Here is a 17,913-nt window from a genome sequence, read left to right on the forward strand (position 1 = left end):
GTCGCGATGCCGCCGATGCCGCAAGGGTGAGTCCTGGCCCACCCTCGTCGAACAGACGGCGCGTCAAGGCGTGATATCGATCGGACGTTCTTCCCAATCCTCGACGCTGCCATCGTTGCCGTGCAGGCGCAGGCCCAGCCAGTGACGGCCCGGCGGCAGTCCGGAGGCATCCACCTCGGCGCGGAATCCGACCCGCGGATGCTGCGGATCGTTGGAGATGCGCCAGAACACGGCGACGCCCGGTTCGGGTTTTCCGTACCCGGCCTTGGCCACCGGTCTGCCATCGATCATCACGTCGACCCCCTTCAGGCCCACGCCTTCCTTGAATGCCCAGCCCTGCACCGGGAAGCGCGGCGGAACCCCGGCGCGCGATACGGGCGTGTCGATCCAGGCCATCGCCGGCGCCACGCAGGCGCCATCCGATTTCTGCTTCGGCAAGGCGAACAGCAGGAAGCGCTGATGGCCGTGATCGATGTTGACCACGCGCGGCGGCGGCAGCGGTCCCACCTGCCTGCACAGCGTGTGGTAGTAGTCCAGCAGGTGCTTGTACTGCACGTCGCCATGACCGATCACCAGCAGCACCGGCGTGGTGCGCGTGCCATCGTCCTGCAGGTTCCAGAGTTTCAGCTGCGGCGCGCGGCCATGCTTGCGGTTGAGCGGGTGATCGAGCACCCGGATATCCGGATCATCCAGCGCGAAACCCAGTTCCGCACCGACCTTGAAGCTGCCCGCCAGCAACGTGGTGTCGGCGGGCAGGCGCTCGCGTTCCTCGCGCACGGCGCGGGCCAGATGCGACCAGCCGGCGAAGTTGTACGGGTAGTACTTCTCGGCGGCGAAACGTTCACGCCATGACGGCACCGAGGCCACCAGGTAGTAGGCCAGCATCGCCACCATGCCCACGCCGGCCAGCGCCCACAGCGCGCGCCGCCAGAAGCGTGGCCAGGTGGCGATCAGCGCGGGCACCGCCAGGATCAGCGCCAGGTAGCCGGGCAGCGGCCAGTGGAAGCTCACCCGCTCGACGTCGGCAAAGAAGCCGAGCACGAAGAAACCCAGCGTGGAGGCCATCCCGAGCAGGCCGAAGTAGCGCCATTGCGACGGCACGTCGGCGGTTCCGCGGCTGGCGCGAACGCCCGCGCCCATCAACGCGACGAACAGCAATGGCGTGACCGTCAAGGCCTGGATGATCAGGAACCACGCGCCGGTGGGCTGGAACGACCAGGGGTGGCGATCCACCAACTGGAAGCGCAGTCCGGCGTCGGCATACTCCAGGTTCCATGCCAGCAGCGGCGCCCACGCGGCGACGCCGACCGCCAACGCGATCCAGATCCGCGGATCGCGCAGGATCCGCCGCCCTTCCGGCAGACACAGCAGCGCGATGAAGCCCACGCCGATCACGCCGAGGAAGCGGTAGTGGCTGAGCGCGCCGATGGCCAGGCCGAGCGCGAGCTCGGCGGCCGAGGTCGCGTCGATCTCGCGCAGCAGGCGAGCGCCCGCATCCAGGCACAGCACCGCCGCCAGCGCCATCGGCACGTCCGGCAGGGCCAACAATCCCAGGGTGCCGGACAGCGGCATCAGCACGGTCAGGGTGCCGGCCCGCCAGCCGGCGGCCTCGTCGAACCAGCGGCGCGTGATGTGGGCGATCAACCAGGGGATCAGCGCCGCCATGATCAGGAACGGCGCGCGCAGGGCGAGGCGATGCTGGCCACCCAGTTCGGTGCCGAGCCGGGTCAGCCAGGCGGTCAGCCCGGGCAGATCCGAATAGGCGGCGGCCAGGTGGCGGCCTTCCTGCCAATAGAACGCCTCGTCGACGAACAACGGCAGCCGGGCCGCGATCACGACCTTGATCACGGATGCGACCAGCCACACGGCCAGAAACACTTTTCTCGCACTTGCTGCGTCGTGCATGCCGCTACACTTCCTCTTCATCTCAACGGTCAGGTCCAGAGCACGCGATGCCCATCCCCACGCCGCCTATGCTATCCGATGCCCTGCGCGAAGCCCTGAAGCGCGCGCAGGAACAAGTCAATGCACTGGTGCTGGGCAAGGCATACGAAGTGCGGCTGGCGTTCGTGGCGCTGCTGTCCGACGGACACCTGCTGATCGAGGACCTGCCGGGACTCGGCAAGACCACGCTGGCGCACGCGCTGGCGGCCACGCTCGGACTGGGGTTCCAGCGCGTGCAGTTCACGTCGGATCTTCTGCCTGCCGACGTGCTGGGCGTGTCGGTCTACGACGGCGCGGCGCGGCAGTTCCAGTTCCATCCCGGACCGGTGTTCACCCAGGTCTTGCTGGCCGATGAAATCAACCGCGCGCCGCCGCGCACGCAGAGCGCGTTGCTGGAAGCCATGGCGGAGCATCAGGTGACGCTGGACGGCGTCACCCATGGCCTGCCGGATCCGTTCTTCGTGATCGCCACCCAGAATCCGGTGGATCTGTCCGGTACCTATCCCCTGCCCGACTCGCAGCTGGATCGCTTCCTGCTGCGGCTCAACCTGGGTTATCCGGGTGCGGACGCCGAGCGTGCGCTGCTGGCCGGCGAGGATCGGCGCGCGTTGATCGCGCAGACGATGCCGCTGCTGAGTTCGGACGATGTGATCGCCCTGCGCGCGGCGGTGAGCCAGGTGCACGCCAGCGACGCCCTGATCGTCTACGTGCAGGCATTGCTGGCGCGCAGCCGGCATCACCCGGGCGTGCGGGTGGGCCTGTCGCCGCGCGCCGGCATCGCACTGCTGCGCGCCGCCCGCGCGCATGCGCTGCTGCTCGGCCGTCAGCACGTGCTGCCGGAAGACATCCAGGCGCTGTTCGGGGTGGTGGCCGCGCATCGGTTGGTCGCCGAGGCGGAAGCCGATTCCACCGCCGCGCTGGCCAAGGCGATCCTGCACGCGGTGGCGGTGGACTGAGTCCATGGCGACGACACTGCGGCAACGCGTGGACCGGCGCATGGAGCGGTTGGCGCGGCCGCGCCAGCCCGAGCCGTTGCCGATCCGGCTGGATCGCCGCCGCGTCTATGTGTTGCCCACCGGATTCGGGCTGTTCTACGCGGTGCTGGTCGGCGCCATGCTGGTCGGCGCGCTGAACTACAACAACAACCCGGCGTTGCTGTTGGCATTGCTGCTGGCTTCGGCGGGCCTGGCCAGCCTGATCGTCGCGCACCTGCAATTGTCCGGCCTGCGCCTGGATGCGCTGTCCGCCGAACCGGTGCCGGCCGGACAACCGATGCGGGTGCAGATCGCACTGTCGGCGCGGGATCACCGCGCGCGCCGAGGCCTGCGCCTGGCCTGCAAGGAAGTGTCCGGGGTGGCGCCTCCCATGACGACGGATGCGGTGGTCGCGGAATTGAACCTGCCCACCCATCGGCGCGGCTGGCTGGATCCCGGTCGCCTGCGGATCTGGACCACGCAGCCGCTGGGCCTGGCACGGGCGTGGGCCTGGTTCTGGCCCCGCCAGCCCCTGCTGGTCTATCCGGCGCCGGAATCGCATGGGCCACCGCTGCCCGAGACCGGTGGCGGCGGCACCCGCGCCCGGCAGCAGGCCAGCGGCGAGGATGTGCATCACCTGCGCGCCTACCGCGCGGGAGATCCGCTGCGCGCGATCGCCTGGAAACCTTCCGCGCGTCGCGATCAGCTGCTGGTGCGCGAGTTCGAGCAGCCGGTGGGCGTGGAAGTGGAACTCGCATGGAGTGCGCTGACCGCGCTACCCGGCGAACAACGCATCCGGCGGCTGGCGCACTGGGTGGACCTGGCCGAACGCGAAGGTCGGCGCTACCGGTTGCGCCTGCCGGGCGACACCGTGCTCGGCCCTTCGCAGGGAGCCGCGCACCGGCACGCCTGCCTGCGCGCGCTGGCGCTGCTGCCCGATGCGTAGCGCCGGGAACACCCACGCCGCGCCGTCGCTGGATGCCACCAGTCGCCTGTGGGCGCTGGCGGCCACCGGCGTGTGCCTGCTGGTGTTGCTGCTCCAGTTGCCGGCCGGGCTGGCATGGGGCACCGCCGCGCTCGCCGTGGCGATGGCCGGGCTGTCCTGGCGCCGCCCAGTGCCTGGCCCGCTGCGCCTGCTGCTGGCCGTCGCGATCATTGGTGGCGTGCTGACGGTGATGGGCATGCGTTTCGGCCGCGACACCGGCTGTGCGCTGCTGGCGGCGATGCTCGCGCTCAAGCCCGCCGAAACCGTCAGCCTGCGCGATGCGCGCAGCCTGCTCGGCTTCGCCTTGTTTGCGCCATTCTCGGCCTTCCTGCTGGATCAGGGGCCGCTGACCCTGCTGTTGGCCACGCTCGGCGTCAGTACCGCCCTGCTGGCCTTGTCGCGGCTGGCCGACACGGAGGTGCCCGCCAGCGACGCACCGCGGCTCCCCGCCCGCCAGCACCTGTGGACGGTGGGACGCCTGCTTCTGCTCGGGCTGCCGTTGATGCTGGCGACGTTCTGGCTTTTTCCGCGTTTTCCCACCCCGCTGTGGGGCGTGCCGGAACGCGCCCTGGCGCAACCGGGCCTCTCGGATCGGATGTCGCCCGGCGGTTGGCTGGATCTGATGGCCGACGACAATCCGGCCCTGCGCGTGCAGTTTTTCGGCGCCACGCCGACGCCGGACGAAATGTATTGGCGCGGGCTGGTGTTGTGGGATTTCGACGGCCGCGACTGGACGCGCGCGCGCGGGATGCCGCCGCTGCCCGACCGTGCCGCTCCCGCGCTTCCGCCGCGTTGGGACTACGAAATGATGATGGAGCCAACCGAACAGCGTTGGCTGGTCGCGCTGGATCTGCCGCTGGCGGCACCGGCCGATGCCCGCCTGGATCGGGATCGGACCTTGACGGCCCGACAGCGCATGAACGGCGTGACCCGCTGGCGCGTGCAATCGACGCCGCCAGCCGACTTCGATGTCGCCCTGCCGCCCCTCCTGCGTGAGCGCGCGTTGATGCTGCCGGAAGGCCTGAATCCACGGACCCGCGTGCTGGCGGCACAGTGGCGCCGCGAGGCCGGTACCGACGATCTGGCCATCGTGCGTCGCGCCATGACGTGGATACGCCGCGATTTCGCCTACACGCTGGAAACGCCGCTGCCGGGGCGCCACGCGGTCGACGAGTTCCTGTTCGACCAGCAGCGTGGCTATTGCGAGCATTTCAGTTCCTCGTTCACCACGTTGATGCGCGCGGCCGGCGTGCCGGCGCGGGTAGTGGTGGGCTACGCGGGCGGCTATCGCAACCGCTTCGGCGACTACTGGATCGTGCGCAAGATGGACGCGCACGCCTGGAGCGAGGTGTGGTTGCCGCAGCGCGGCTGGGTGCGGGTGGATCCCACCGCCGCGGTCGCCCCCGAGCGCATCTTCGACACCCTGGAAGACCGTATGGGCGCGGCGGGCGGTGGAACCCTGCAGCGCAATCCGCTGTTCGATGCCGGTGACTGGCTGCGACGCGGCTGGAACGACTTCGTGCTGGGATTCGACGCGCGCCGGCAGCAGGATTTGTTGCGCCGTGTCGGCCTGTCGCGCCTGGACACGACGGGCCTGGGCACGGTGTTCGCGCTGGCCGCATTGCTGGCCCTGGGTGGTATGGCCTGGCTGCTGGCCCGGGGCGAACGCGAGCGCGATCCGCTGCTGCGGGCCTGGCATGCGCTGGGCGTGCGCTACACCCGGCTCGGGCTGGCACGACAGCCACACGAGCCTGCGCTGGCCTGGGCGCAGCGGGTGGCAGCCAGCCATCCCGCCGCGGGCGCTTCCCTGGTTCCGCTCAGCCAACGTTTCGCCGAAGCGCGCTACGCTGCCGCCGTGAGCGATATTCCCGCGCTGGTCCGCGACCTGCGCCGCCATCGGCCCTGAAGGAGATTTCCATGAAGCTTCGTCACCTCATGCTTGCCGGCGCGGTGGCTACCCTCGCCGCCTGCGCCACCGCCCCGCAGCCGCTGCAGGGGACGTTCACCCCGGTTACCCCGCGCGACGCCGTCGCCGGCGCACAGGTGGGTTCGCAGGTCCGCTGGGGCGGTCGCATCATCGAGACCAAGCCCGGCCAGGACAGCACCTGCTTCCAACTGGTCTCGCGGCCGCTCAACGCCACCGGCCGGCCGATGGAATCGGCGCCGGATGCGACCGACGGGCGTTTCATCGCTTGCCGTTCCGGCTTCTACGATCCGGCCGTGTTCGCGCCGGGCCGCGAAGTGACCTTCGTGGGCCGCATCAACAGCTACGAAAACACCCGTATCGGCGAGTACGACTACCGCCTGCCGAAGATGGACGCCGAGGTGGTCTACCTGTGGCCGGAAGTGCGCGAGGTCGAAGTCCGGCCGTCGCCGTTCTACGACCCGTTCTGGGGTCCCTACTGGGGACCGCGATGGGGCTACTGGGGCTGGTGGTGAACCGGCCCGCGGCCTGACCGGTCGCCGTGATGCGAAAACGCCGCTCGATGAGCGGCGTTTTCTTTTTTGCGAATGCTTCCGTGCCCTGTTCTTTTCTCTGTCATTCGGCAAAGGCCGGAATCCGTTCTCCCGTGGTGGCGAACCTACGTGAAAGGCGAAGCTCCGCGCCCACATGGATTCCAGCTTGCGCTGGAGTGACGATGCAAGGTTCGGTGGCGGCGTGAGCGGTCAGCGTCCCGGGACGCCGAAGTGGCCCAGCGGGGCGCCGGCCAGCAGATGCAGGTGCAGGTGGAACACCGTCTGGCCCGCGTGCTCGCGGCAATTGATGACCACCCGGTAACCGTCCTGGGCGAAGCCTTCTCGACGCGCATATTCGGCCGCCGCCAGCACCAGCTTGCCGACCAGCGCGGCCTGTTCGGGCAGCAGGTCGTCCATGGAGGGAATCAACACATGCTTCGGAATGAACAGCACATGCACCGGCGCCTGCGGCGCGATGTCCTTGAAGCCGAGCACGTCGTCGTCTTCGTAGACGATGGTGGCGGGAATCTCGCGGCGGAGGATCTTGCCGAACAGGGTGTCGTTCTGGGTCATGGCGCGGTCCGGAATGGGGTGGGTGCAAGCATAGTGCCTGCCGGGTGGCACCGGGGCGCTGTGGGGCGACGTGAGTCGTGATGGCGGACGCCGGAGGAAAAGTCAGCGCGGAAGCCATCGCGACTCACGTCGCTCCCACAAGGAAGGGGGAGGCCTCAGGGCATTTCGCTGCGCGAGCCGAACGCATGCGAGAGCGTGCCGCGATCCACGTACTCCAGTTCACCGCCCAGCGGCACGCCATGGGCCAGTCGGCTCGGCTTGACGCTGTGCTGGCGCGCCAGTTGCGCCAGATAGTGCGCGGTGGCCTCGCCTTCCACGGTCGGATTGGTGGCGATGATCAGTTCGCTGACCTCGCCCTGTGCCAGGCGTTCGCCCAGTTGCTCCAGGCCCAGCTCGCGCGGGCCGATGCCGTCCAGCGGCGACAGCCGGCCCTGCAGGATGAAATACACCCCGCGATAGCCGGTCGCCTGCTCGATGGCCAGACGATCCGCCGGTGATTCGACCACGCAGAGCAGGTGCCGGTCCCGGCTGCCGCTGGCGCAGATCGCGCAGGTCCCGCTCTCGGTGAAATCACGGCACTGGCCGCAATGCCCAATCCGCTCCAGCGCGACCGCCAGGGTCCCGGCCAGGTGCTTGCCGCCGTCGCGCTCGCGCTCCAGCAGGTGATAGGCCATGCGCTGGGCGGTCTTCTGGCCCACGCCCGGCAGCACGCGCAGGGATTCGATCAGTTGTTCGAGCAGGGAGGTTGTCACGCGATGACTTCGTAGCGGGCCCGTTCGCAGAGCGGATATGCGGCCATGAAGGACGCGATGCGTTCCCGCATCGCGTCGATCGAATCGCCGTAAAGATACAGTGCCGTCTCGGTCGGCCCTTCCCAGTAGCTCTGGATGCTGCCGATGCCATCCATCAGCCGCTCGATTTCCGACCAGACATGATTGACGTCGGATTCGGCATAGACCTCGGGTTTCAGCTCCGTGCCGTTCAAGTAGATCGCCAGTCCCTGCTGCTTGCCGAAGGCGACCTCCCGCCGCTCGCCATCCTGTTCGAATTCCAGCCGGGATCCCCGTGGGGCGCCCATCCGTTCCAACAGGTCGCAAAGCGCGGGCACGGCCGTGTCCATGTCGTACACGTCCAGATCAATGCCGCAGTACTCGATTTCACCGGTCTGCCGCTGCATCGTTCCGCCTCCCGTCACCTCGGCGACTCCGGAGGCCTGCAGGGCTTCCTGCAATGGATCTTCGTACAGTTCCACGCGATCAAGCGGAAGAAGACGGGCATTCAAGCGCGCATAGACGAAGGTTGCCTGGGCGGACATGGGGACGGTCTGCGGATGATTCGATGGTTCAGAACGGCAGCTTCATGCCCGGCGGCATCGGCATGCCCGCGGTCAGCGCGCCCATGCGCGACTTGGATTCGGCATCGATCTTGTTGGAGGCGTCGTTGAAGGCCGCGGCCACCAGATCCTCCAGCATTTCCTGATCGCCGAGCAGCGACGGATCGATGCGGACCTTGCGGCATTCCTTGGCGCCGGTCAGGGTCACGCTGACCATGCCGCCACCGGCATTGCCGGTGATTTCCAGCTTGGCGATCTCTTCCTGGGCGCGCTGCAGGTTCTCCTGCATTTTCTGCGCCTGCTGCATGAGTTGGGCGATGTTTCCACGCATGTTTGCTTACTCTTCGAATGGACGGATGGAATCCGGTACGACCTTCGCGCCATGTTGCTGGATCAGGCGCTGCACGTCCGGGTGGTTCATGAAATCCTGCTCGGCGGCGTTCTGCTGTTCGCCACGCTCGCGGTCGGTGCGCTGGCGCAGCGTTTCCGCGGCGGCGGGCGCGGACTGGAACACGATCTTCGGCGCCGTGCCATAGCGCTGGGCGATGGCATCCGCCAGATCCCGGAGGGAGCGTTCCGAGCGCAGGTAGTCGAACCCGGGATCCAGCGACAGTTGCAGCACGCCGCTGTCGTAGCCGACGAACCCCGCGTTCTCGACCAGTTGCCGGGTCGCGCCCTTCAATTCGCTGCTGCCGGCGAAATGCATCCAGACGTCGGCGTTGGTGATGCCGATATCGGAAGAGAAGGCGAAGTCGCGATCGGCGGGATGGGTTTCCTGCGTCGGCGCCGGTTGCGCCACGCTGCTGACAGGCGTCGGTGCCGGAGGTGGCGGCGTCATCGCCTGGGACGGCGCAATGGCGACCGGTCCGGCGGATGGGGCCGCACGCGGCGTCTCGATCGGCCATGGCGGCGTGTCGTCGTCCGCCGCCGATGCGGTCGCGTTGACGGGTGTCGGCTCGGGCTTCGGAGCCGCGACAGGTGCCGCGGGCCTCGCCGGCGCGGTTTCACTCGAAGCGGGAGCGGCGGAGGCCGCGGCGGGCGTCGACGCGGATTGGGTTGCCGGGAGCGGCTCGCTCCTGCCCTCGCCCGCGGGCGCCGGACGGAACGCGAGCATGCGCAGCACGCTCATTTCGAAACCGGCGCGCGCGCTGGGCGCCAGCGGCAGGTCGCGGCGTCCACCGAGTGCCATCTGGTACCACAGCTGCACCACTTCCGGACGCAGTTGCGAAGCGAAGCGATCCGCGTCCACGCCTTCGCCGTCCTGACCCGCGCCGGGCACGAGCTGGCGCACCTGGATGCGATGCAGCGCCTCCGCCAGCGCTTCCAGTACGCCGTCCCAGTCGGGCGAGAAATCGGCGAGTGCCGCGATCACCTGCAGCAGGCGTTCGCCGTCGCCTTCGGCCAGCGCCTCCAGCATCGCCCCGACCTGGGTGCGATCGACGGTGCCGAGCATCGTGCGCACGCCTTCGTCGCGCAGCGCTCCGCCCGCATAGGCGATGGCCTGATCCAGCAGCGACAGGCCATCGCGCAGACTGCCGTCGGCGGCCCTGGCGATCTGGCGGATCGCGCCGTCATCGGCTTCGATGCCTTCCGCGCCCAGGATCTTGGTGATCTGGCCTGCGATCTGCGGCTCTTCCAGTCGCTTGAGATTGAACTGCAGGCAGCGTGACAGCACCGTCACCGGCAGCTTCTGCGGATCGGTGGTGGCAAGCAGGAACTTGACGTGCTCCGGCGGCTCTTCCAGCGTCTTCAACAGCGCGTTGAACGCCGCCTTCGACAGCATGTGCACTTCGTCGATCAGGTAGACCTTGAACTTGCCGCGCGAGGGCATGTACTGCGCGTTCTCGATCACCTCGCGGACATCATCCACACCGGTGTTCGACGCGGCGTCGATTTCCAGCAGATCGATGTACCGGCCGGCGTCGATGTCCAGGCAGGCCGCGCACTGGCCGCAGGGATCGGCGCTGGTGCCCTTCTCGCAGTTCAGCGACTTGGCGAAGATGCGGGCGATGGTGGTCTTGCCGACGCCGCGGGTGCCGGTGAACAGGAAGGCGTGATGGACGCGGCCGGTATCCAGCGCGTTGGTCAGCGCGCGGACCACATGTTCCTGCCCCACCAGTTCGGCGAAGCGCTTCGGACGCCACTTGCGGGCGAGGACGAGATAGCTCATCGGTGGATTTTGCCACACCCGGTCGCGGCCAAGGCCGCTTCCCGGCCGCTACACTGGCGGCCAGGACGGGCGCGGGACGCGTCCATGACAAGGATCCGCATGTTTCATCGATTCGGGGCCGTTCCGGCCGCCCTTTGCCTGCTGCTCGCGGCATCACCCGCGGACGCGGCCGGCCCGGCGGTCGGCAGCCAGGTCAAGGATCTGCACATCGCCGCCCGCGACGAATTACCTCCGCCACGCGACCCGCAGGTGCTGGAAGACGGCCATTTCTGCCGGATGCAGGTGATCACGCCGACGACCGCCGCCGGCCGCGCCGTCGCCGCCCGGGGCTGGTACGTCACCAGCGAGGTCCAGCGCGCCGGCCATACCAGCGTGGGTGCGTTCAGCCGCGGTGGCGAAGGCACCAGCGGCACCTGCTTCATCGCCGACGGCAACATTTTCGTCTTTCGCGGCCAGGCACTGGCCGCCATCGTTTACGGCGATCCTCCCGAGGACGAGTACAGCGGGGGCCTGATCGGGGGCGTCGCCGAAACGACGCTGCCGGACCGGGTCCGGATCACGGACCGGACGCCTCCTGATTTCGCCCAGGCCGATCTGCGCTTCGGCGCCGACGTCATCGCGGTGGTGCCGGTCGCTGAACGGGAAACGTTCTGCGGCCGCGTGGAGGTGCCCAATCTGCGCGGCAAGAACATTCCGGAGGTCCGCAAGATCCTGGCCCGGGAAGGCTGGCGCCCCGCTCCGCCCGAAGCGCCCGAGGAAGAGGGATATGACGCCGCCGCCGGTTACCGCGCCGAGGGAATGCCGGAATTCGAGACCTGCTCCGGCACAGGGTACGGCTTCTGCGCGGTCAACTATGCGCATGCCGGCGGCGCGCGATTGCACGTGACCACGGTGGGCGACGAACCACCCACGGTGTCCGCCTACGACGTCCAGTGCGGCCCTCGATGAGCCCTCCGGATGTTTTTGCCCTGCCCGGCGAAATTCCGTAGAATGCCCGACTCCCCGCGGACCGGCCGGTCCATGGGGACCCGGAGAGGTGTCCGAGTGGTTGAAGGAGCACGCCTGGAAAGTGTGTAAGCGTCTAAACCGCGCTTCGGGGGTTCGAATCCCCCTCTCTCCGCCAGATTTCGAGCAATGCACGGGCCGCGCGCAGCGCGGCCCTCGTCTATGGTGACCCCGTCGGTCCCTCGCGACGCTAGGTTGAAAACTCCGCCAGGGCCGGAAGGCAGCAACGGTATCGACTGATGCGGGCGCCGAGGTCAACCGGCGGGGTCATCACCCTTTGGGGGATGCGGAAAAAGAGCATCCCAGCCATTCATTGCTTCCTCCCGTTGCGACGGCATCATTGCCATTGGCGGCGAGCTATCGCGGGGCGCGGCGCCGAGGTCAACCGGCGGGGTCATCACCCTTTCGGGGATGCGGAAAAAGAGCATCCCAGCCATTCATTGCTTCCTCCCGTTGCGACGGCATCATTGCCATTGGCGGCGAGCTATCGCGGGGCGCGGCGCCGAGGTCAACCGGCGGGGTCATCACCCTTTGGGGGATGCGGAAAAAGAGCATCCCGGCCATTCATTGCTTATTCCGGTCGCGACGGCGTCGTTTCCGTCGACGTAGAGTTATCGCGAGGCGCCCCTCTTACGGGAACAGGACAACCGCGCCGGGTTCGCGGCCGGTGACCCAGTAATCCACGACCTTCCATTTCTGTGTGTCCACCACGGCCACGCGATCGCCGCCGCTGAGGGCGACATAGGCGCGGGGCTTCACCGGATCGATGGTGATGCCAATCGGCAGTGCGCCACGTCCCAGTGCGGTATCGCGGATCTCCAAGTCTTCACGCGTCAACTTCACACGGGTCAGCGCCAGCCGGGTGCGCGCGTCGAAGATCTGCAGCTCGGCGCTGCGGGCGTTCACCACGCAGGCGTGGCGACCATCCGGGGTGAAGGCCACGCGCAGCGGGAAACCGCGGCTGGACATCCGTCGCCGCACCGCCAGCGTATTGGGATCGTGGACGGTCACGGTGCCTTCGTCACGATTGGCGACCCACAGCTCCAGTCCGTCGGGACGCAGCGCGATGCCCTCGGCGCCCTTGCCCGCCGGCCGCTCCAGCAGCACCTTGCCGGCGACCAGATCGATGCGGCTGATCGTCCCTCGGCCCAACTTGCTGACGTAGCCGATGCGACGATCGGCGCTCACCGCGAGCATGTGCCCGATGCCGTCGCCGATGTCTATTGCCCGCGTGATCCTGCCCTCGTCCACATCCACCAGCAGCAGGCTGGCGCTGCCTTCGGTGGTGACCGCCACGCGGTCGGCGTCCAGGAAGTGCAGGCCATGAGGGGCGCCGTGGGTGCCCAGATCGATGGTGCGGGTCGGGCGCCCGCGCTGCAGATCCAGCACCGACAGGCTGCTGCCGGCCACTTCGCTGCCGTAGTTGCTGACCACGGCCGTGCGTCCATCCGGAGAGACCGCGATCTCGTGCGGCGAATCGCCGGTGCGGTACTCCCCGCGCTTGCGCCCGTCCTGGGCGGACAGCCGCCAGACGCTGTCGGCGGCCTGATTGCTCACCAGCAGGTCCGCACACCATCCGGGCAGCGGCGCGCACAGCGCCAACAAGAACAACAGACGTCCCTTTCCCATGTTCCGCTTGTGCATCCTTTCCTCAATCCGTCGTGGGCGACGGGTGCAGCCAGCCGGCATCACCGGCGACATAGCGTTCGTGCTTCCAGATCGGAACGCGTGATTTCACTTCATCGATGATCCAGCGGCAAGCCGTGAAGGCGGCATCGCGGTGGCCCGCGCTGACCCCGACCCAGACCGCGAGTTCGCCGATGGCCAGCTCGCCGATCCGGTGCACGCAGCGCGCATCATGGATGGCGAACCGCGCGCAGGCTTCGGCCAGGATCCGCTCGCCTTCCTTCTCCGCCAGTTCCACATAGGCTTCATAACGCAAACCGTCCACGGCGCGGCCATCGTTGTGGTTGCGCACCCAGCCCTCGAACGCGGCGAAGGCGCCGGCGCGTTCGTCCAGCAGGACCGCGCGCAGCGGCGTCGGATCGAACGGACTCTCGCTCAATGCAAAACGCGGCATCGCTCAGCCTCCGCTTACCGGCGGGATGAAGGCAACCTCGCTGTCCTCGCGCGGCGCTTCGTCCCAGCGCGCGAAATCGCCGTCGACGGCGACCCGCAGATGCGCCGTCGGCAACGCGAAGCCGTGGCGCGCCTGCAGTTCGGCATAGAGCCCGCGCAGATCCGATGCCGCCGTCTGAAGGATTTCCTCGCCGACGCCGGCGGCGTCGCGCAGGCTGGCGAAGTAGCGCACCGTCAGCCGGGTCATGACGTCGTCCCCACGTCACGCTTGCCGCCCCGCTTGCCGAGCAGCCGCGCCGGTCCCAGCACGATCGCGTGCGACAGCGCCTTGCACATGTCGTACACGGTCAGCGCGGCCACGGTCGCGCCGGTCAGCGCCTCCATCTCCACGCCGGTGCGATGGGTGGTGCGCACCGTGCAGCGTATGTCCAGGCTGCGTCCGTCGTGCCAGTCGATGGCGATGCGGCAGCCATCGATGGGCAGCGGGTGGCAGAACGGAATCAGTTCGTGGGTGCGCTTCACCGCCATCGTGCCGGCAATGATCGCGGTATCGACGATGCCGCCCTTGGCGCTGCGCAGACCGCTGGCGCGCAGTTGATCGGCGACAGCGGCCGGAAATTTCACCCGGCATTCCGCGCTCGCTTCGCGCGCGGTCACCGGTTTGGCGGACACGTCCACCATCGCCGGACGTCCGTCGGCGTCGAGATGGGTCAGCGAGGGGTTCGGTTTCTTCATGGGGCCGGCGAAGTGTCCAGGCCGCTCATGGTAGCGTCCCGCGCGCGCCGCGCCCATCGGGGCTCATCCGCCGATCAGGTACATCTCGACCGGGCGCCCGTGGCGGGCGCCGGCTTCGTCGCGCTGTTCGCTGTAGCGGTCCTCGCGCTGCCGCCACAGCGCGGCGGCGTGTGCGGCGAGCGCCTGTTCGCCCTGCGCCAGCGCCGGACGCAGGTCCGCCCCCTCGCTGCCGAACAGGCAGGTGTACAGGTGGCCGTCGGCCGAGACCCGGGCGCGATGGCAGTCGCCGCAGAAGGGCGCGCTGACCGAACTGACGAAGCCGATTTCGCCCTGTCCGTCGTCGAAGGCGTAGCGTTCGGCTACCTCGCCCCGGTAGTTGGCCTGCACCGGGTGCAGCGGCCAGCGCGCGGCGATGCGCTCGCGCAGTTCCGCCGACGGCACCATCTGGTCCCGCCGCCAGCCGTTGCGGGTGCCGACGTCCATGTACTCGATGAAACGCACCACGTGGCCGCTGCCGCGGAAATGCTCCAGCAACGGCAACACCTGCCGCTCGTTGAGGCCACGCTGGACCACGCAGTTGATCTTGAGCCGCTCGAAGCCGGCCGCCGTCGCGGCGTCGATGCCGGCCAGCACGTCCTGCACGCGGCCGCGACCGCCGGACATGGCGCCGAACACGTCCGCGTCCAGCGCATCCAGGCTTACCGTCAGCCGGCGCAGGCCCGCCTGTTTCAATGCCGCGGCCTGTGCCCTCAGCAATGCGCCGTTGGTGGTCAGCGCCACGTCGTCCAGGCCGGGCAGCGCCGACAGGCGCGCGACCAGATCCGGCAGGCCCTTGCGCAGCAGCGGTTCGCCGCCGGTCAGGCGAAGCTTGGAAACGCCCAGCCGCACGAATGCCCGCACCAGGATTTCGATCTGATCGAAGGACAGGCGCGAGGCCGCATCCAGCCCGTAGTCGTCCGGCACCCGGTCGGCCGGCATGCAGTAGCCGCAACGGAAGTTGCAGGCCTCGATCACCGACAGCCGCAGATCGTGCAGCGGGCGTCCCAGGCGATCCACCGGCAATGGCGCCAATCCGGGCACGGCGTTCACGGCGTCACCTCCGCGATCTCCAGCGGAGGCGTCAATGGCAGGACCTGGCCCGGCTCGGCGACCCGGTGCCCGCGCGCGCGCATCGCCGCGCCGTCGGCGGCACTGGCGTAGTGGTACAGCACGCAGCGCGCCAGCAACGCGGGCGGATACTCGCGTTCGAGATCCTCCACGCCGCTGTGCGATGGATTGCCGTGCAGTGCGCAGTCATGGGCAATCAGTTCGTCGGCATCGGCAAAGCGCGCCAGCATCTCGGGAATCGGACGGGTGTCGCCGGTCCACACCACGCTGCCGGGCAAGCGCAGGCCGAACGCCGTTTCCGGCCAGTGGTGACGCACCGGAAACACCTCCAGGCGCACACCCTCGTGCCAGAACGCGCCGCCGACCGGGATCAGCTGGAACGCGTCCCAGAAATTGGCGCCGCCCTCGGCCAGCACGTTCGGGTATTCGCCCACCCGCTGGTGCAGCAGCGGCACCACCGGCGCGGGCACGTACAGGCGCACGCGGCCACGCCGTTCCGGCTCGAAATAGTGACCGACGAACAGGCGCTCGAAGCCCGCCACGTGATCCAGATGCACATGGGTCACGAACAGGGCCTGCGGCCATTCGCCGTAGTGTTCGAGGAACGCGGTCAGGCCTTCGCCACCGCAGTCGACGGTCAGCCACGGCCGGCCGTCGCGTTCCACCGTGGCCATGGCCGAGCCCAGCGCCACCGCGCTCGCGCTGCCGACCCCGTGGAAGCGCAGCCGCCAGTCCATCTCAGACGCCCCGTGCCCAGGCCTGGTCATAGGCGCGGCGCAGGCGGCCGAACTCCTGGCGCACGTCCTCGCCGGACCGCGCACCGCGCAGTTTCAGCAGCGAGCGCAGCAGGCGCGCCAGGTTCTGCTCGCGCCAGCCGGTCGCCGGGATGCGCAGGCGACCGCGATCGAAATCGATCAGCCAGCCTTTCCCCTGCTCGTCGAACAGGATGTTGTGGGCATTGAGATCGGCGTGCTGGAGCCCGGCCCGATGGAAGCGCGCGATCAGCCGGCCGGCCTCTTCCCAGGGCGCGCGCAGTTCCTGCGCGAGCGTGGCCAGCGAGGTCACGCCCGCCAGCCGCTCCATCAGCAGGGCCGCGCGATAGAACATGCCCTCGTGGACGTATTGGGCCGCGACCGGCTGCGGCACCGGCAGGCCGCGCGCCAGCAGGGCGCGCATCAGCCGGAACTCGGCGAAACTGCGGGTCTTGTCCGGTCCCCGCCACAGGTAGCGGTCACGGCTGGCGCGCGCGGCCAGGCCGCCGCGCAGATAGCGCCGGAGCACGCATTGGCTGGACGGCGCATCGATGAACCAGGCTCCGCCGCGCCCGCCATCACCCACCGGTTGGGCGCGTTCGCCCCACTTCTCCGGCACGAACCAGTCCGGATTGGCTTGCCGCAGGTACTGGCGGTCGAACAGAATCGCACCGTATCCGCGGCCTTCGCGGAACGGCGTCAGGGATTCCGTGGCGTCGAAACTGACCATCCAGCGAGTCTAACAACTCTTGTCCGCCATCCCCCAATCGATCTGCCTGCTGCGCCTGTCGGCGCTGGGCGACGTGACCCACGTGGTGCCGCTGGTGCGCACCCTGCAGCGGCACTGGCCGCGGACCCGCCTGCATTGGGTCATCGACAAGGCCGGGCACAAGCTGCTGGACGGCCTGGAAGGCGTCACCTTCCACACCTACGACAAGCGCAGCGGGCTGGCCGGCATGCGCGTCCTGCGCCGGGAACTGCCGGCCGATGGCTTCGACGTGCTGCTGCAGATGCAGGTGGCGCTGCGCGCCAACGTGCTGTCGGCCTTCATCCCCGCACGGCGCCGCATCGGCTACGACCACGCACGGTCCAAGGACCTGCATGGCCTCTTCATCAACGAACGCATCCCGGATCGGCCGGGCATCCACGTGCTGGACGCGATTGGCAGCTTCTGCGAACCGCTGGGACTGAAGCAGGACCAGGTGATCTGGGATCTGCCCTATCCGCAGGACGCGCGCGACTGGGCTGCCGCGCAGTGGCCGGAGGACGGCGCGCCGGTGCTGATGATTTCTCCGTGCTCGAGCCACGTGCGTCGCAACTGGTACGCCGATCGCCATGCCGCGCTGGCCGATCACGCCGCCGCGCAGGGTTGGCGGGTGGTCCTGTGTGGTGGCCGCAGCGATCTGGAGCGCAGCACCACCGACGCGATTCTAGCCGCGATGCGCGCACCGGCGCTGGATCTGGTCGGCAAGGACACCCTCAAGCAGTTGCCCGCGCTGCTGGAACGCGCGGATCTGCTGGTCACGCCGGATTCCGGCCCGATGCACATCGCCAACGCGGTCGGCGCCAAGGTGCTGGGCCTGCATGCGGCCAGCAACCCGCGCCGCAGCGGTCCCTATTCGGATATCCGGTATTGCGTGGATCGTTACGACGACGCCGCCCGCAAATACCTGGGCAAGCCCGCCGACGCGCTGAAATGGGGTACCAAGATCGAATTCGACGACGTGATGAATCTGGTCACGGTCGAGGACGCGATCGCCGCGTTCGAACGCTACCGCGCCGATACGGCGCGCTGACGT

General features: G+C 68.7%; 19 protein-coding genes, 1 tRNA gene and 1 other RNA gene. 8 read left to right on the forward strand and 13 right to left on the reverse strand.

The features are described from left to right. Positions 1-63 precede the first annotated feature (63 nt). Positions 64-1,905, reverse strand: a complete 1,842-nt coding sequence (locus AC3DEZ_RS07635; RefSeq protein WP_488387678.1) for an ArnT family glycosyltransferase — start codon at positions 1,903-1,905, stop codon at positions 64-66. Between the two features lie 68 nt (positions 1,906-1,973). On the opposite strand from AC3DEZ_RS07635, the gene AC3DEZ_RS07640 reads away from it, so the two are divergent. Genes AC3DEZ_RS07640 through AC3DEZ_RS07655 form a run of 4 tightly spaced genes read left to right on the forward strand, consistent with a single transcriptional unit; the run spans position 1,974 to position 6,342 of the window. Continuing rightward, on the forward strand, positions 1,974-2,900 hold the full coding sequence (locus AC3DEZ_RS07640; protein ID WP_488387945.1) for an AAA family ATPase: 927 nt from the start codon (positions 1,974-1,976) through the stop codon (positions 2,898-2,900). Positions 2,901-2,904: 4 nt separating this feature from the next. Further along, entirely contained in the window at positions 2,905-3,864 is a 960-nt protein-coding gene (locus AC3DEZ_RS07645) for a DUF58 domain-containing protein (RefSeq protein ID WP_488387679.1), read from the forward strand. Further along, a complete protein-coding gene (locus AC3DEZ_RS07650) occupies positions 3,857-5,809 on the forward strand; it encodes a transglutaminase TgpA family protein (protein ID WP_488387680.1) in 1,953 nt (650 codons plus the stop codon). Before AC3DEZ_RS07645 ends, AC3DEZ_RS07650 begins: the two co-directional genes overlap by 8 nt. Positions 5,810-5,820: 11 nt before the next feature. Beyond that, complete coding sequence (locus AC3DEZ_RS07655; protein ID WP_488387681.1) at positions 5,821-6,342, forward strand: Slp family lipoprotein; 522 nt, start codon at positions 5,821-5,823, stop codon at positions 6,340-6,342. A gap of 228 nt (positions 6,343-6,570) precedes the next feature. On the opposite strand, the gene AC3DEZ_RS07660 is transcribed toward AC3DEZ_RS07655, so the two are convergent. From AC3DEZ_RS07660 to dnaX, 5 genes are all read right to left on the reverse strand, one after another. Further along, entirely contained in the window at positions 6,571-6,933 is a 363-nt protein-coding gene (locus AC3DEZ_RS07660) for a histidine triad nucleotide-binding protein (RefSeq protein ID WP_488387682.1), read from the reverse strand. Positions 6,934-7,088: 155 nt separating this feature from the next. Next, the gene (recR, locus tag AC3DEZ_RS07665) at positions 7,089-7,685 is read right to left on the reverse strand and encodes a recombination mediator RecR (protein WP_488387683.1); all 597 of its coding nucleotides are present in this window, start codon (positions 7,683-7,685) and stop codon (positions 7,089-7,091) included. After that, on the reverse strand, positions 7,682-8,248 hold the full coding sequence (locus AC3DEZ_RS07670; protein WP_488387684.1) for a hypothetical protein: 567 nt from the start codon (positions 8,246-8,248) through the stop codon (positions 7,682-7,684). Before AC3DEZ_RS07670 ends, recR begins: the two co-directional genes overlap by 4 nt. Before the next feature lie 28 nt (positions 8,249-8,276). After that, a complete protein-coding gene (locus AC3DEZ_RS07675; protein WP_141456287.1) occupies positions 8,277-8,597 on the reverse strand; it encodes a YbaB/EbfC family nucleoid-associated protein in 321 nt (106 codons plus the stop codon). A gap of 6 nt (positions 8,598-8,603) precedes the next feature. Further along, positions 8,604-10,436, reverse strand: a complete 1,833-nt coding sequence (gene dnaX / locus AC3DEZ_RS07680; RefSeq protein WP_488387685.1) for a DNA polymerase III subunit gamma/tau — start codon at positions 10,434-10,436, stop codon at positions 8,604-8,606. Positions 10,437-10,535: 99 nt separating this feature from the next. Here dnaX and AC3DEZ_RS07685 point away from each other — a divergent pair, with 99 nt between their 5' ends. The 3 genes from AC3DEZ_RS07685 to ffs all read left to right on the forward strand — a co-directional run bounded on the left by AC3DEZ_RS07685 (position 10,536) and on the right by ffs (position 11,709). Next, on the forward strand, positions 10,536-11,384 hold the full coding sequence (locus tag AC3DEZ_RS07685) for a hypothetical protein (protein WP_488387686.1): 849 nt from the start codon (positions 10,536-10,538) through the stop codon (positions 11,382-11,384). An 82-nt stretch (positions 11,385-11,466) separates the two neighbouring features. Then, positions 11,467-11,559: transfer RNA gene (locus AC3DEZ_RS07690), tRNA-Ser, on the forward strand. Positions 11,560-11,612: 53 nt separating this feature from the next. After that, positions 11,613-11,709: signal recognition particle sRNA small type (gene ffs, locus AC3DEZ_RS07695), an RNA gene on the forward strand. Between the two features lie 362 nt (positions 11,710-12,071). Here ffs and AC3DEZ_RS07700 read toward each other — a convergent pair. The 7 genes from AC3DEZ_RS07700 to AC3DEZ_RS07730 form a co-directional block, all read right to left on the reverse strand. Continuing rightward, positions 12,072-13,070, reverse strand: a complete 999-nt coding sequence (locus AC3DEZ_RS07700; protein ID WP_488387687.1) for a YncE family protein — start codon at positions 13,068-13,070, stop codon at positions 12,072-12,074. Between the two features lie 22 nt (positions 13,071-13,092). Continuing rightward, positions 13,093-13,521 carry a molybdenum cofactor biosynthesis protein MoaE gene (locus AC3DEZ_RS07705; RefSeq protein ID WP_488387688.1) on the reverse strand — a complete coding sequence of 143 codons (429 nt, stop codon included), beginning with the start codon at positions 13,519-13,521 and terminating at the stop codon, positions 13,093-13,095. 3 nt (positions 13,522-13,524) lie between these two features. Continuing rightward, on the reverse strand, positions 13,525-13,767 hold the full coding sequence (locus tag AC3DEZ_RS07710; RefSeq protein ID WP_447102724.1) for a MoaD/ThiS family protein: 243 nt from the start codon (positions 13,765-13,767) through the stop codon (positions 13,525-13,527). Then, positions 13,764-14,255 (reverse strand): cyclic pyranopterin monophosphate synthase MoaC, encoded by a 492-nt coding sequence (moaC, locus tag AC3DEZ_RS07715; RefSeq protein WP_488387689.1) that lies wholly within the window; start codon positions 14,253-14,255, stop codon positions 13,764-13,766. The genes AC3DEZ_RS07710 and moaC overlap by 4 nt, the downstream gene beginning before the upstream one ends. A gap of 63 nt (positions 14,256-14,318) precedes the next feature. Beyond that, entirely contained in the window at positions 14,319-15,344 is a 1,026-nt protein-coding gene (gene moaA, locus AC3DEZ_RS07720; protein ID WP_488387690.1) for a GTP 3',8-cyclase MoaA, read from the reverse strand. Next, entirely contained in the window at positions 15,341-16,099 is a 759-nt protein-coding gene (locus tag AC3DEZ_RS07725; RefSeq protein ID WP_488387691.1) for an MBL fold metallo-hydrolase, read from the reverse strand. The genes moaA and AC3DEZ_RS07725 overlap by 4 nt, the downstream gene beginning before the upstream one ends. A gap of 1 nt (position 16,100) precedes the next feature. Then, entirely contained in the window at positions 16,101-16,844 is a 744-nt protein-coding gene (locus AC3DEZ_RS07730) for a 3-deoxy-D-manno-octulosonic acid kinase (protein WP_488387692.1), read from the reverse strand. 28 nt (positions 16,845-16,872) lie between these two features. Here AC3DEZ_RS07730 and AC3DEZ_RS07735 point away from each other — a divergent pair, with 28 nt between their 5' ends. Continuing rightward, positions 16,873-17,910 (forward strand): glycosyltransferase family 9 protein, encoded by a 1,038-nt coding sequence (locus AC3DEZ_RS07735; protein ID WP_488387946.1) that lies wholly within the window; start codon positions 16,873-16,875, stop codon positions 17,908-17,910. The last annotated feature ends 3 nt before the right edge of the window (positions 17,911-17,913 follow it).

It is taken from the genome of Pseudoxanthomonas sp. 134C1 (assembly GCF_057773065.1).

Bases quoted from the DNA above. Each gene is read 5' to 3' on its own strand.
- AC3DEZ_RS07705 (WP_488387688.1), bottom strand. From the start codon at position 13,521: ATGCCGCGTTTTGCATTGAGCGAGAGTCCGTTCGATCCGACGCCGCTG.
- moaC (WP_488387689.1), bottom strand. From the start codon at position 14,255: ATGAAGAAACCGAACCCCTCGCTGACCCATCTCGACGCCGACGGACGT.
- AC3DEZ_RS07725 (WP_488387691.1), bottom strand. From the start codon at position 16,099: ATGGACTGGCGGCTGCGCTTCCACGGGGTCGGCAGCGCGAGCGCGGTG.
- AC3DEZ_RS07645 (WP_488387679.1), top strand. From the start codon at position 2,905: ATGGCGACGACACTGCGGCAACGCGTGGACCGGCGCATGGAGCGGTTG.
- dnaX (WP_488387685.1), bottom strand. From the start codon at position 10,436: ATGAGCTATCTCGTCCTCGCCCGCAAGTGGCGTCCGAAGCGCTTCGCC.
- AC3DEZ_RS07670 (WP_488387684.1), bottom strand. From the start codon at position 8,248: ATGTCCGCCCAGGCAACCTTCGTCTATGCGCGCTTGAATGCCCGTCTT.
- AC3DEZ_RS07650 (WP_488387680.1), top strand. From the start codon at position 3,857: ATGCGTAGCGCCGGGAACACCCACGCCGCGCCGTCGCTGGATGCCACC.
- AC3DEZ_RS07685 (WP_488387686.1), top strand. From the start codon at position 10,536: ATGTTTCATCGATTCGGGGCCGTTCCGGCCGCCCTTTGCCTGCTGCTC.
- AC3DEZ_RS07675 (WP_141456287.1), bottom strand. From the start codon at position 8,597: ATGCGTGGAAACATCGCCCAACTCATGCAGCAGGCGCAGAAAATGCAG.
- AC3DEZ_RS07660 (WP_488387682.1), bottom strand. From the start codon at position 6,933: ATGACCCAGAACGACACCCTGTTCGGCAAGATCCTCCGCCGCGAGATT.
- AC3DEZ_RS07655 (WP_488387681.1), top strand. From the start codon at position 5,821: ATGAAGCTTCGTCACCTCATGCTTGCCGGCGCGGTGGCTACCCTCGCC.
- AC3DEZ_RS07700 (WP_488387687.1), bottom strand. From the start codon at position 13,070: ATGGGAAAGGGACGTCTGTTGTTCTTGTTGGCGCTGTGCGCGCCGCTG.
- AC3DEZ_RS07710 (WP_447102724.1), bottom strand. From the start codon at position 13,767: ATGACCCGGCTGACGGTGCGCTACTTCGCCAGCCTGCGCGACGCCGCC.
- AC3DEZ_RS07730 (WP_488387692.1), bottom strand. From the start codon at position 16,844: ATGGTCAGTTTCGACGCCACGGAATCCCTGACGCCGTTCCGCGAAGGC.
- AC3DEZ_RS07635 (WP_488387678.1), bottom strand. From the start codon at position 1,905: ATGCACGACGCAGCAAGTGCGAGAAAAGTGTTTCTGGCCGTGTGGCTG.
- AC3DEZ_RS07640 (WP_488387945.1), top strand. From the start codon at position 1,974: ATGCTATCCGATGCCCTGCGCGAAGCCCTGAAGCGCGCGCAGGAACAA.